The sequence below is a fragment of the Saccharibacillus sp. JS10 genome (assembly GCF_024436065.1).
Taxonomy (GTDB): domain Bacteria; phylum Bacillota; class Bacilli; order Paenibacillales; family Paenibacillaceae; genus Saccharibacillus.
Window position 1 is genome coordinate 381511 of the sequence record NZ_JANFNS010000002.1, and the last position, 12773, is coordinate 394283.

Here is a 12773-nt window from a genome sequence, read left to right on the forward strand (position 1 = left end):
TTCAATTTGTAAAGACGAATCTAATGGTCTGGACATCGCGTAACTCTCTGATCGATAAAGAGTTGCCTGAAACGATGCACCAAGTGGATTTTTGCACAGTCTTTGACTATGATAAAATAAAGAGCTTGAACCGAACCGACTTACATACACAACTGGGGGAAGCAAACATGGATCAATTTACGCAAAAACTGGAACAATACGCGGAGTTAGTCGTAAAGGTAGGGGTCAACATTCAGAAGGGGCAGGTGCTTCATCTGCAATCTCCGATCGAAGCGGCGGATTTTACGCGATTGGTCGTCAAAAAAGCGTATGAAGCCGGCGCCAAATACGTCGAGATCGAATGGGAAGACGAAGCTTCTACGCGTTTGCGTTACGAATATGCGTCGGAAGATACGTTTGATTATTATCCGACTTTCAAAGCTGAAGCATTAGAAAAAATGGCTGCCGAAGGCGGCGCGGTCATGCATATCAAAGTTCCCGATCCCGAGTTGTATCGCGGCATCGATTCGATGCGCGTGGCGCGTGCGACCAAAGCGGCAGCAGCGGCGCGAAAAGGGTATCAGCATTTTGTCCGTACTAATCAATTGTCTTGGTGTCTGATCAAAGCTCCGACGGTTGCATGGGCGAATAAAGTCTTTGCCGATCTGCCGGAGAATGAACGCGTGGATGCGATGTGGGACACCATTTTCCAAATGAACCGCGTCGGCGAAGGCGATGCGGTAGCCAATTGGCACACTCATATCGAGACGCTCAAAGTCATGCAAAGCAAGCTGAATGATAAAAATTATAAAAGTCTGCATTACCGCGCACCTGAAACGAATCTCAAAGTCGAATTGGCTCTGAATCATCTATGGCTCGGCGGCGGCGACACCAATCAATCGGGTGTATACTTTGTAGCGAATATGCCGACTGAAGAAGTGTATACGATGCCCAATCGTGCAGGCGTAAACGGTACGGTGACCGCGACGCTGCCACTTAATCTGAACGGACGTCTGGTTGAGAAGTTGTCGCTGACTTTTGAAAATGGACGTGTCATCGCATTCGACGCTCAATCGGGACGCGAGCATTTGGAATCGTTACTTGATACCGACGAAGGCGCGAAATATCTCGGCGAAGTCGCCTTGGTTCCCGACGATTCTCCAATCTCCAACTTAAACCGTGTATTCTACAATACCGGAATCGATGAAAATGCGTCTTGTCACTTTGCGCTGGGAAGCTGTTATCCGGTCAATATGAAAGGCGGCGCCGCATTGTCGCAAGAGGAATTGTTGGCACGCGGCGGCAACTCAAGTTTGACGCATGTAGACTTTATGGTTGGATCAGCTGAATTGGATATTGACGGCGAATTGCAAGACGGAACGATTGAGCCGGTATTCCGCGCAGGGCAATGGAGTATTTAAACAATCGGTTTTGCAAAATCTTTTAATCAAAAATTCATCAACTCAATCACAGAATATGGTACATTAAATAAAGGAGGGATCGGTATGGATGAGCAATACCAGCGCCAACTTGAAGAACAAAAGCGCTTGTTTAAGCAGCTTGGAATCAAGCTTGACGCTTTGCAAATTCATGAGAAAGATTTTCCCGTTAAAATGCGAGGTTATACGAAAGAAGATGTCGATGCCTTTTTGGATGACGTGATCCTCGACTATGAACGGTTTTATCAAGTGATCTCGGATTTGCTCGACAAGTACAATGCGCTTCAGCGCCGCCAAGGTTACGATCTGGAGAAGAAAGACGCTGAAATTGCGCGATTGGCTGAAAAAGCGAAGGTGCAAGATTATTTGGTGGATCGCCGAATCGTCGATGAAGCGGTGCAGGATATGGAGCGTGCGCTTCAAGCTGCAAAACGCCGCATGCGTCCAAATCCAGGCGATTCGTACAACGATTCGTATTAAACGGACCATTTCCCGAAATTGAGAGGAGCAACTACACATGGAACGTATTGAGAGCTTGGAACAATATAATCAACAAATCGGTGGCGACGGTTATACCGTAATCAAATTTGATACGAACTGGTGCCCGGACTGCAAAAACTTGGATCGTTTTATCGGCGGAATCATGGACAAAAACGAAGATAAGCAATTTTTCGCGATGGACGCTGAAAAGTTCCAAGAAATTGCGGAGTCGAACGAAGTACGCGGAATTCCGAGCCTGCTCGTTTTCCAAAACGGCGAAAAAATCGCGCATCTGCACAGTAAATTCGCTAAAACGCCTACACAAGTTTCCGAGTATTTGGAATCGATCGGTAAGTAACAACGCTTGTGGCAAAGGCGTCGGATGGTGTCTGTTATCCATAAAGTCAAAGGGCGACCTCGTGTCGTCCTTTTTTTATTTTGAAATTTTTTAACGGAAAAAGGAACTTATTTCGGTCTTTGCGTGTTCTTATCGTCGAGTCATGACTACACAGAGGGGCAAAGGAAGTGAGTGCAATTGGACGATCGCGAACTGTTCGAGACGTATAAAGAAACGGTATACCATTATTGCTTATATATGCTGCGGAGCCGAGCAGATGCAGAAGACGTGTGTCAGGAAGTGTTTGTCAAAGCGCTATTGGCAGATCGAAGCGGTATCGATTATTTGAAAGCTTGGCTGATGAAAATCGCGGCGAACGAATGTCATTCGATGATGCGGCGTCGAACGAACGGAGAAATCAAAGAAAAGCGTGCTTTTTGGTTATCAATGCCGCTGCGCTTAACGCAAACGCCTGAACAATCGTATGAAAAAAGCGAGACCTCAGGTGAGTTTGAAGAAGTATTGAAATCACTCAAACCGAAGCTTCGAGAAGCTTTATTGCTTTATTATATGGCAGATTTATCTACAGCAGAGACCGCAGAAGCGCTCGGCGTACCTCTTGGAACCGCCAAATCCAGAATCAGCAGAGGGCTTCAGGCGTTAAAAAAAGTTGTTCCTAACCAAACGGCGATGCCGAAGAAAGAAGGCGACCATCATGCTTCGAGCTACTGACCACGATACGGAGAACAAGCTGCGGAATTTGCGCAAAGAACAGCCGAATTACGATGTCATGTGGAACAAAATTCGATTAGAAGCGGATAAGCGGGGATCAGGTTGGCAAACGTCGGAAGACCTTTCAAGGTCTAACTCTAATCGACGGAAACGTTGGATATTGCCTATAGCCTATGCGTCTTTGGCAGCCGTCATTGTGATCGGAGCTGCGGCGTCACAAGGGTATTGGAAGAGTTTGCAGCCGGAAGCCAGCGCATCGGCAGTCGGGCAAGCGCTTGAAGCTCAAGCGGAAGTGGACGGTATCGTGCTCAAAGTCAACAACGTCGTACAAGGCGGAGAACGAAGATTCGGTCAAAGTGACGCAGAAGAGCAGATGAAACTCCATGTTTCGCTTAGCGGGCTTAGCGATGAAGATATTCAGATCGCTGCATTCGATAAATCTTCGATCACAGATCTGGATACCGGTAAAAAATTAGACATGCAAATGGCAGAATTTAATATCGGCGATGTGCGTAATGTAGAGGACTGGCAAAACAACCGTACGTTAAATACGCTATCTGTAGTGACGGGAGATTTTAATTCGACTCCGGGCGAACATCGTTATCGGTTAGAAATGTCGGATTTATGGATGATTCGCCATACGAAGGTTCCGATTGAAGGCAAGCTTAAATCAGGTCAAGAATATACGGTGCTACCGGATCAAGATTTTAAAATTAAAGTAACGGATATCGATTGGGATGCCAGTAAGAAAACATTGAAAGTTAAATTCTTACCTAATTCAAATGCTCCTCAGTTAGATACCGAAGATGAAAATCTGTTCACGATGGATCGCATGAGTACGATTAGCTTACAATCAGGCGATAAACAAATCAGTTATTCGGGATTTTCGGCACCTGATCGTTCGAAAACAAGCGATGGACTCTGGGAAGGCGAATATGTCATTCGAGAAGGGTTGACCGAAGACCAATTGTCCGATCTGACGATGACCTACAGTTATCCTGAGAAAGTCCGTGCTATCAAAGGACCGTGGAATATCGACTTTACATTGGATTCGTCAAAAAGTGAAATCCCTACAGAAACGGTTCCGATTCAAGATGCTAGAGACTTCACGGCGCAAAGCGGGTGGACGCTTGGGAATGCGTTAATCGATCCTTATAGTATTGCGATCCCTGTATATCGCGGAGAAAAAAGTCGTGCGCTTCAAGACGGAGAAATTGTTCGATTTGCGAATATTTCGCTGACCGATGGAGTCGTCACCATGTCGGGTATGCAAGATCCTACACCGGACACGATCCAACAACAGGAACGCGAGAATGAACAAGAATTTATTAAATTCGGTATACAAGGTATGGCGAAAAACGATAAGCAAGATCAAATGACATACGACTATTGGGATAGCTACGATTTCCGAGGTAAACCTTTGACGGCTTCATTTGACGGAGCTTGGATCGCGCATATTGAACCCAATCACTGGACGAAGATCGATGCGCCGACGGCGGAGCAAGAAACCGTAAGCGATACGCTAGCGGAAGATAAGCAGGTTCAATACCTGGTTCACCGAAAAGGCAAAGATGTATTTCTCCAAACTCGGGTACCGGAAGGCTTGTGGATTTACGAAGGCACCTCGCTCCAAGTAGACGGTCAAGTCTACAAATTCGACGAGAACGCAATCGAAGAACAATCCGTTCAAGACGAACAAGGCAATTATCACCGCGTAGACGTGTACCGCAACATTCCTGAAGGCAAAGAATTTGCGATCCAGATGCTCGGCTACGGCACGCTGGATCCTACGAAAAAAGCGAAAGTCGTCATTCGTTAATCTTTATCTCGATCAAGAACGCCGAAGGTTTTGTGACCTCGGCGTTCTTTTTTGCGTATATACCTTATCTGGAAGAAAGAGGTGAGAGCATGCTTGTCATTTCTCCGATTGTAGCGGGTCTAGCAGTCCTTCAATGGGTATTAGATCGTATTATTTTAGAAAATAAAGATAAAATGTGGGACATAGACGGAGACGGATTCAAGCCTTACGTCTGGTTTATCGTCATCAGCAGTGTATTGGGGGTTGGCTTTTTGATCTTTTTGAGTGCCCCTTACGGATATGTGTGGATAGCTGGGTTGGTTACTGCACTTTTTGCTGTACGTGCTACATTTGAACGCATCTATATTTTTGATTCGAAACGATATATCGTCTCGTATTGGATGACAGGGATCATGTTGGCGTCGACAGTGTTTTTAGCGCTCGGTATCTACGGTTGAATAAAAAGAAAGGAGAACCCTCAAAAGTTCTCCTTTCTTTAATTTCTATAACCCCCCAACGTAGCTAGAAGCGAGACGACGTAGAGGGGATTCAGTAGAGGAGCGTTAGCGTTCGCCTTTGAAATTGAGAAAACTCCTATTAAGAGTCCAATCACTTTTCTCAATTTCAACAAGCGACCGAAACGAATTCCCCTCGCAGTCGTCTCGCTTCCCATAGCGAGTTAATCCTCCACTTCATTTTCCTTCGCCCACTCATTCAACTTACGATCACTCGGCAACAAGAACGTTATCACGCCAAGCAGCGGCAAATAACTACAAAACTGCATCACCGTAGCGACACCCGAGGCGTCAATCCAATTGCCCAGAACCAATCCGCCAAGACCGCCCATCCCAAAAGCCAATCCTGTCACAAGCCCCGATACAGCTCCGACTCGCCCCGGTATCAACATTTGCGCATACACGACCGACACCGAGAAGCTCGATAGCAAAATAAACCCAATCAATGTCAGTAAAATTCCCGTCCACATTAGATTCGCATAAGGTAGCAAAAGAGTCAGCGGAGCCGCAAATAACATCGATCCGAACAACACATTCCGTTTACCGAAACGATCTGCAAAAGGCCCGCCGAGTAGTGTGCCCAGCGCACCTGCCGCAAGAAACAAAAAGACATAGATTTGCGCATCTGCGATACTCACGGAAAATACATCACGCAAATAAAACGCGTAATAACTTCCGACCGAAGTCACATACCATGAACGGACAAATACGAGCAGCAACAGCATAATCATCGCTTTGGTTACTTTGCGGCGTACAGCCGGATTCATGACTTTACGTACAACCGTTTTTTTCGTCGTCGCCGCAATCTTGAGCGTACGTCCATACCAACGAGCGATAAAAATTTGAATCACGATTCCGATCGCCGCTATGCCCGTGAACCAGATCGCTCCAAATTGCCCCAGCGGGATAAAGATGAGCCGCGTCAGCAGCGGAGCAAGAGATTGCCCGGCGTTACCTCCGACTTGGAAAATCGATTGCGCCAGCCCTCGACGCGATCCTGCTGCCATATGCGAGACGCGCGATCCTTCCGGGTGAAATGCCGCTGAACCTAAGCCGACGAAAATGACCGCGATAATAACAGCGGCATAACTCGGCGCATAAGCGAGCAGCAGCATCCCCGTCAGCGTAGACGCCATCGCCATCGGCAATAGGGCAGGTGTCGGACGCTTATCCGCAAACAAACCGATTACCGGCTGCATGATCGAAGCCGTAAAATTAATCGCAAACAAAATCCAACCCAGCTGCCCATAACTCAGCTGCATCGAATCTTGCAAAATCGGCATGATCGCCGGAATCACCGATTGCATCGAATCGTTAACCAAGTGCACCAATCCGATCGCAAACAATACCCCATATACCGTATTGTTGCTCGTCGGCTTTTTAGTGATCATGTCTTTTTTTACCCCCATACCTCAAACCCTCCAAATCCCAATCAAATATGGAAATCCACAATATTCAAATATTCCTATGTATGAAAATATATATTTTTACCACAATGAGTATCATTTTAGGTGAAGTCCAGCAATCCGGCAACTATACGTTAACTCTAAATAAGATCTTTAAATATCGATTTTTGATTGACTCACTTTTTTGCTAGTGCTATGATGATGGCGAGGCTTGTTACCGGTAATGCGGGCAATACCCACGATGAATAGCTGAGACGTATCGATCTGGAACTTGATTCCTGATTATTACGTATGCTTCTTTCATTGTAGGTATTGCCCTTTTTGGTGCTTATCCCGAAATAAGTTGCTTCCGTCATAGACGGCGGGACGATCGCCCGGCTTTTTGTTTCGGGATAGGCACTTAATCCTCTAAAACAGGTGGTACATGTGATCATTAAGCAGATATTCAACAACAATATCGTCAGTACCGAAGATGATAAAAATCAAGAATTACTGATTCTCGGTAAAGGGATCGGGTTCAATTCTAAAGTCGGCGATTTCGTCGACGAGAAGCGGATCGAAAAGATATTCCGTTTGCAAGATGAAGTATTGTACGAAAAGTTCAAAGCTACGATTATGGATGTGCCTATCGATATTTTACAAGCAACTGATGATGTGGTTACGCTTGCTCGTATGCAACTGGGCAAAACGATTAGCGACGGCATTTACGTGTCGTTATCGGATCATATTCAATTTGCTGTACAACGTATACAAAGCGACATGATTATACGTAATCCGTTGTCTTGGGAAATTCAACATTTTTACAAAGCGGAATACGATGTAGCCAAAGAAGCGTTGAATATACTCAAAGAACGATTGAATATCGAATTCCCCAAAGAAGAAATTTGCAACATCGCGCTTCATTTCGTCAATGCCGAAGTGAGCGATTCGATGAATGATGTTACACGTCTTATGCAGCTTTTGCAGGAAATTATGAATATCGTAAAGTATCATTACAATGTGGAATTGGATGAAGACAGCGTGAACTATTTCCGTTTTACCACGCATCTGAAATACTTTTGCCAGCGTGTTGTGACCCATTCCAGTTACGAAGACGTTGAAGAGTATTTATACGAAATCGTGAAAAAGAATTATCCTGAAGCTTTTGCTTGCATCCATAAGATTGAACGTTTTATTCGCAAAAACTATCAATATGATATGACGCACTCCGAACAATTGTATCTTTCGCTACACTTGGCACGGCTTATGAAAAATCGAATAGACTAAGAAGCACACAAGGGCTTGTTACTGTTCAATCAGGCAATACCCGAATGATCCAGACGTACTCTATAAGGAGACGTCTATTCGTTCGGGTATTTTTTGTGTCCGCATTTCAAATTAACGTACGGAGGAACCTTTAATGAACAATCAAGAAACAGCTCAAAAAATTATTGAATCTGTAGGCGGGATCGAGAATGTCAATTCGGTCTATCACTGTATCACACGCCTTCGTTTCAGTCTGAAAGACAACGACAAAGCAAATGCAGCAGAACTCAAAAAGTTAGATAAAGTGATGGGAATCAATATCGCGGGCGATCAATATCAGGTCATTATCGGCAACGACGTCCCTAAAGTCTACGGAGCGATCGTTGACCAGCACCCTGCTTTAAAAGCAGACACGACCGCTTCTACGCAAAGTTCGACGCAAAAGAAAACAAAAAATCCAATCTCCCGTTTGTTTGATTTTATCGCCGGCGTATTTGCTCCGATTCTTCCAGCCATTGCAGGTGCGGGTCTGCTTAAAGGATTCGTCGCTTTATTCGTCGCATGGAACTGGATGTCGGTCGATACCGACGTGTACCGTATTATTTCTGCGATCGGCGACGGCGTATTTTACTTTTTACCAATCCTGATTGCGGTCAGCGCGTCGCGGAAATTTGGAGCTAATCCCTATGTCGGTATAGCCGTTGTCGCGGCATTGCTGTATCCGGACATGGGAGCGTTATTGTCTTCCGGAAATCCGGTGTCGTTCCTAGGTCTTCCCGTTACCGCAGTAAGTTACTCGTCAACGGTTATTCCAATCTTGCTTGCGATTTGGTTAATGGCTTATGTGGAAAAATGGGTCGATAAGATTATGCCGTCTTCGGTCAAATTGTTGTTCGTTCCGTTGATTACGCTCGTTGTAGTCGTACCGATCACATTGATTGCAATTGGACCACTGGGTACGGTCATTGGTAACGGTCTGTCTGGCGGTATCAACTGGTTGCTCGCAAGCGGAGGTGTTGTCGGAGGCGCTATTTTGGGCGGTGCGATGGCACTGATCGTCATGACAGGGATGCACTATGCAATTGTTCCGGTTATCTTGAGTAATTTGGCAACGGTCGGTTTCGATAAATTTTTGCCGCTCACTTATATTTCGAATATGGGTCAAGCTGGCGCAACTTTCGGGGTGTTTTTCCGTGCGAAAGACAAAAAGCTTAAATCGGTTGCATTATCCACAAGTTTCACGGCATTGATGGGCGTAACAGAACCTGCGATGTATGGCGTCAATATGACGTATAAAAAGCCTTTTATCGCCGGTATGATCGGTAGTGCGGCAGGCGGAGCATTCGGTATGGGCTTTGGCGTTAATGCTTATGTTCTTGCGGGTAACGGCGGTCTTCCGGGTCTGCCTGCGATGATCGGTCCGACATTCGGCTACGCAATCGCTAGTATGGCAATTGCTTTTGTAGTCGCGACTATCGTGTCATTTGTTTTGGGAATCAAGGAAGAGATTGCGGTTCCAGATGTTGCAAACTTGGGCAATACAAAGTCTGAGCCTACTTCAAGTACAACTTCTGAATCGACAACTGCTACATCGCCGAGTTCCGTAACGATTGTCGAAGAACCGGCTAAAATCCCGGCAACCAACGAAACCATCTTATCGCCAATGAACGGACGTTCGATTCCGCTTACCGAAGTACCTGATCCGACTTTCGGCGATGAACTGATGGGTAAAGGCATTGCATTCGTACCTTCGGAAGGTCTTGTGGCTTCGCCGGTTAACGGCACGATCATGAATTTGTTCAAGACGAAGCACGCGATCGTGATTCATAGTGATAGCGGTGCAGAAATTCTTATTCATGTAGGGATTAATACCGTTAAGCTTCGGGGACAGCATTTCGAAGCTTTGGTCGAATCAGGAGCACGCGTACGAGCTGGCGATCCTATTCTGAAATTCGATCTGGAACGGATCGCTGAAGAATATGACACAACGACTGCGATGGTCGTCACCAATACACCGGATTATTCGGTAATCGAATCTCTTGAGATCGGCAGCGTCGCTGTCACTATGCCTGTACTTAAACTCGAAGTGTAAGAGATAAATGTTTTGCAACCATAAATCTTAACATTAACAATGATCTAAATTGAACGGAAAAGGAGAACGACAACATGACGAAAACGACAATGTTTCCTGCTGGTTTTTTATGGGGCGGTGCGATTGCCGCAAGTCAAGCCGAAGGAGGGTTCGATCAGGGCGGAAGAGGAATGTCGACTTCCGATATGGTTCCTTATGTTAATAAAAAAGATTACACCGATCTGAGTTCGCAAATGAGCCGATCCAGTGAGGCAATCGCGGAAGCAATGGCTCACAAAAGTGCGAAAGGTTATCCAAAGCGATATGGAATCGACTTTTACAATCGGTACAAAGAAGATATCGCGTTGTTTGCCGAGCTAGGCTTCAAAACATTCCGTATGTCTATTTCTTGGAGCCGCATTTTCCCTACAGGTATGGAGACAGAGCCGAATGAGGAAGGATTGCGCTACTATGATTCGGTCTTCGATGAATTAAATAAATATGGAATCGAACCGCTTGTGACGATGTCGCATTATGATATGCCGATTCATCTTTCGCTTGAATACGGAGGTTGGAAAAGTCGGAAAGTGATCGACTTGTTTGTCCGTTATGCAGAAACACTGTTGACTCGTTATAAAGGCAAAGTGAAATATTGGCTAACCTTTAACGAAATCAACACAACGATTATCGAACCGTATACAGGCGGCGGACTGATTATGGATCGGGAAAGCAATCCACGCGAAGCTTCATACCAAGCGGTTCACCATCAATTTGTTGCAAGCGCGTTAGCTACAAAAGCAGCGCGGGCAATCGATCCGAATGTTCAAGTGGGTTGTATGCTAGCGCGTATGATCCATTATCCGGCAACTAGCAGCCCTGACGACGTATTGGCAGCGCAGTTCGAAAATCAGTTGAATCTTTTGCACACCGATGTTCAAGTCCGTGGTGCATACCCTCCGATCGCAAAACGTTATTTTGCAGAAAATCAAATTAACTTGGTTATGGAACAAGGCGACGAAGAAATCTTGCGTCAGCACACGGTCGATTTTATCTCGTTCAGTTACTACACGTCGCTCGTTGCCGCAGCCGATCCGAGCAAATACGGCGTAACGGGTGGCAACTTGTACAGCACGATTAAAAATCCGAACCTGCCTGTCACTCAATGGGGATGGCATCTGGACCCGGTAGGTCTGCGCACGACGCTCAAGGATATGTATGATCGTTACCAAGTTCCTTTGTTTATCGTCGAAAATGGCCTGGGAGCCAAAGATACGCTTGAATCCGACGGTTCGATTCAAGACGATTACCGAATCGATTACATGCGCCAACATATTCATCAAATTGGCGAATCGATTTTGGACGGCGTCGACGTCATGGGTTACACCGTCTGGGGTGTAATCGATATCGTCAGCGCTTCGACTTCCGAAATGTCCAAACGCTACGGCATCATCTACGTCGATCAAGACGACGAAGGTAATGGTACGTTGAACCGTTCCAAAAAGAAAAGCTTCGATTGGTACAAAAACCTGATCGCAACCAACGGCGCATCTTTAAATTAAAAGAAATGTAACTACAAAACACAAAAAGCCCTTTTTCGGATGATCCGAAAAAGGGCTTTTTATTTACTCTATATCACTCAACTAAGAAGGAAGCAGACGCAAAATCGCAGCGAAGGACGAAATTCAGTAAAAAACGCCTTTGAACCCGGAAAGTAACCTTACCTCAACTTCCAATCCCACTTTCCGGGTGAAACAGCGTTTTTTACGAATTTCGCCCGCAGCGCCTCTAATGCTCAATCAACTCGTCCTTCTTAGGCTTCTTCCACTTCGAATCCAGCCTGTTTCCAAGCCGCTGTACCGCCATCGATAAACGCTACGTCCGTGAAGCCCATCAGCTTCAGCGCGTAAGCGCCCAGAGCCGCTTGACCGCCTGCGCCGCAAGTGACCAAGATCGGACGATTGCGATCGCTTAGACGTTCGTCGCGAAGTTCAGCAGGAACGCCCAGATCGGCGCGAATTGGCAGCATGCCGAGCGAAATGTTTGCGCTGCTTGGGATTAGTCCGCAAGCACCCGCATCTGTTGCATCTTGCACGTCGATGATGAACGTGTTCGGATTTGCATTGATTTTCTCGCGTGCTTCTTGAGAAGTGACAGCAGGTACATTGTTTCTTGCTTGAGTTACCATGTCTGTGAATGTCATAGCCATTGTGAAATTCCTCCTCGAATATAAAATACTTCCGTTACTCTTTTACCCAATTCTGCGCTTAGCGATTATCGACTTTTTCCGGATACAAATCATGGTTCATCAATCGGTTGAACGCCATTTCTTCGTATTTCGTGCCCGGCTTGCCATAGTTGGTGTAGGGGTCGATCGAAATGCCGCCGCGCGGAGTAAACTTACCCCAGACTTCAATATACCGTGGGTCCATCAGTTTGATCAAATCATTCATGATGATATTCATACAATCTTCGTGGAAATCGCCGTGATTGCGGAAGCTGAACAGATACAATTTGAGCGATTTGCTTTCGACCATTTTCACGTCCGGGATATAGCTGATATAGATCGTTGCAAAATCCGGCTGTCCCGTGATTGGGCACAAGCTTGTAAATTCCGGGCAGTTAAACTTTACGAAATAGTCGCGGTACGCGTGTTTATTATCGAATGATTCCAAAATCGCGGGATCATATTCGAATGTATATTTCGTGCCTTGATTGCCGAGCAACGTTAAATCTTCCAGACCGTCTTGGCGAGAGTGACTCATATCCAGATC

12 protein-coding genes are annotated in these 12773 nt (G+C 45.9%); 9 read left to right on the plus strand and 3 right to left on the minus strand.

The window, feature by feature from the left end:
* The first annotated feature begins 167 nt into the window (after nt 1-167).
* The 6 genes from NOM90_RS07140 to NOM90_RS07165 all read left to right on the plus strand — a co-directional run bounded on the left by NOM90_RS07140 (nt 168) and on the right by NOM90_RS07165 (nt 5223).
* Nucleotides 168-1400: an aminopeptidase gene (locus tag NOM90_RS07140; RefSeq protein ID WP_255940996.1), complete on the plus strand. Its 1233-nt coding sequence runs from the start codon at nt 168-170 to the stop codon at nt 1398-1400.
* A gap of 84 nt (nt 1401-1484) precedes the next feature.
* Nucleotides 1485-1898 (plus strand): DivIVA domain-containing protein, encoded by a 414-nt coding sequence (locus NOM90_RS07145; protein WP_255940997.1) that lies wholly within the window; start codon nt 1485-1487, stop codon nt 1896-1898.
* Nucleotides 1899-1935: 37 nt separating this feature from the next.
* Entirely contained in the window at nt 1936-2256 is a 321-nt protein-coding gene (locus tag NOM90_RS07150; RefSeq protein ID WP_255940998.1) for a thioredoxin family protein, read from the plus strand.
* Between the two features lie 171 nt (nt 2257-2427).
* Nucleotides 2428-2967, plus strand: coding sequence for an RNA polymerase sigma factor (locus NOM90_RS07155; RefSeq protein WP_255940999.1), 540 nt, complete (start codon nt 2428-2430; stop codon nt 2965-2967).
* On the plus strand, nt 2951-4786 hold the full coding sequence (locus NOM90_RS07160; RefSeq protein WP_255941000.1) for a hypothetical protein: 1836 nt from the start codon (nt 2951-2953) through the stop codon (nt 4784-4786). Before NOM90_RS07155 ends, NOM90_RS07160 begins: the two co-directional genes overlap by 17 nt.
* An 89-nt stretch (nt 4787-4875) precedes the next feature.
* Nucleotides 4876-5223 carry a DUF4181 domain-containing protein gene (locus NOM90_RS07165; RefSeq protein WP_255941001.1) on the plus strand — a complete coding sequence of 116 codons (348 nt, stop codon included), beginning with the start codon at nt 4876-4878 and terminating at the stop codon, nt 5221-5223.
* Between the two features lie 221 nt (nt 5224-5444).
* Here NOM90_RS07165 and NOM90_RS07170 read toward each other — a convergent pair whose 3' ends face one another.
* Nucleotides 5445-6689, minus strand: coding sequence for an MFS transporter (locus tag NOM90_RS07170; RefSeq protein ID WP_255941002.1), 1245 nt, complete (start codon nt 6687-6689; stop codon nt 5445-5447).
* A 423-nt stretch (nt 6690-7112) separates the two neighbouring features.
* Between NOM90_RS07170 and licT the strand changes: the two genes are divergently transcribed.
* The 3 genes from licT (at nt 7113) to NOM90_RS07185 (ending at nt 11561) form a co-directional block, all read left to right on the plus strand.
* On the plus strand, nt 7113-7952 hold the full coding sequence (gene licT, locus NOM90_RS07175) for a BglG family transcription antiterminator LicT (RefSeq protein WP_255941003.1): 840 nt from the start codon (nt 7113-7115) through the stop codon (nt 7950-7952).
* A 133-nt stretch (nt 7953-8085) separates the two neighbouring features.
* The gene (locus NOM90_RS07180) at nt 8086-10023 is read left to right on the plus strand and encodes a beta-glucoside-specific PTS transporter subunit IIABC (RefSeq protein WP_255941004.1); all 1938 of its coding nucleotides are present in this window, start codon (nt 8086-8088) and stop codon (nt 10021-10023) included.
* A gap of 74 nt (nt 10024-10097) precedes the next feature.
* Nucleotides 10098-11561: a glycoside hydrolase family 1 protein gene (locus NOM90_RS07185; RefSeq protein WP_255941005.1), complete on the plus strand. Its 1464-nt coding sequence runs from the start codon at nt 10098-10100 to the stop codon at nt 11559-11561.
* A gap of 251 nt (nt 11562-11812) precedes the next feature.
* On the opposite strand, the gene NOM90_RS07190 is transcribed toward NOM90_RS07185, so the two are convergent.
* On the minus strand, nt 11813-12208 hold the full coding sequence (locus NOM90_RS07190; protein WP_255941006.1) for a rhodanese-like domain-containing protein: 396 nt from the start codon (nt 12206-12208) through the stop codon (nt 11813-11815).
* A 58-nt stretch (nt 12209-12266) separates the two neighbouring features.
* A complete protein-coding gene (gene queF / locus NOM90_RS07195) occupies nt 12267-12764 on the minus strand; it encodes a preQ(1) synthase (RefSeq protein WP_255941007.1) in 498 nt (165 codons plus the stop codon).
* Between the last annotated feature and the right edge of the window lie 9 nt (nt 12765-12773).

What these genes read in the sequence shown, in the direction of transcription:
- NOM90_RS07145 (WP_255940997.1), top strand. Translation starts at nt 1,485, where the DNA reads ATGGATGAGCAATACCAGCGCCAACTTGAAGAACAAAAGCGCTTGTTT.
- NOM90_RS07160 (WP_255941000.1), top strand. Translation starts at nt 2,951, where the DNA reads ATGCTTCGAGCTACTGACCACGATACGGAGAACAAGCTGCGGAATTTG.
- NOM90_RS07140 (WP_255940996.1), top strand. Translation starts at nt 168, where the DNA reads ATGGATCAATTTACGCAAAAACTGGAACAATACGCGGAGTTAGTCGTA.
- NOM90_RS07180 (WP_255941004.1), top strand. Translation starts at nt 8,086, where the DNA reads ATGAACAATCAAGAAACAGCTCAAAAAATTATTGAATCTGTAGGCGGG.
- NOM90_RS07170 (WP_255941002.1), bottom strand. Translation starts at nt 6,689, where the DNA reads ATGGGGGTAAAAAAAGACATGATCACTAAAAAGCCGACGAGCAACAAT.
- NOM90_RS07190 (WP_255941006.1), bottom strand. Translation starts at nt 12,208, where the DNA reads ATGGCTATGACATTCACAGACATGGTAACTCAAGCAAGAAACAATGTA.
- NOM90_RS07165 (WP_255941001.1), top strand. Translation starts at nt 4,876, where the DNA reads ATGCTTGTCATTTCTCCGATTGTAGCGGGTCTAGCAGTCCTTCAATGG.
- queF (WP_255941007.1), bottom strand. Translation starts at nt 12,764, where the DNA reads ATGAGTCACTCTCGCCAAGACGGTCTGGAAGATTTAACGTTGCTCGGC.
- NOM90_RS07185 (WP_255941005.1), top strand. Translation starts at nt 10,098, where the DNA reads ATGACGAAAACGACAATGTTTCCTGCTGGTTTTTTATGGGGCGGTGCG.
- NOM90_RS07150 (WP_255940998.1), top strand. Translation starts at nt 1,936, where the DNA reads ATGGAACGTATTGAGAGCTTGGAACAATATAATCAACAAATCGGTGGC.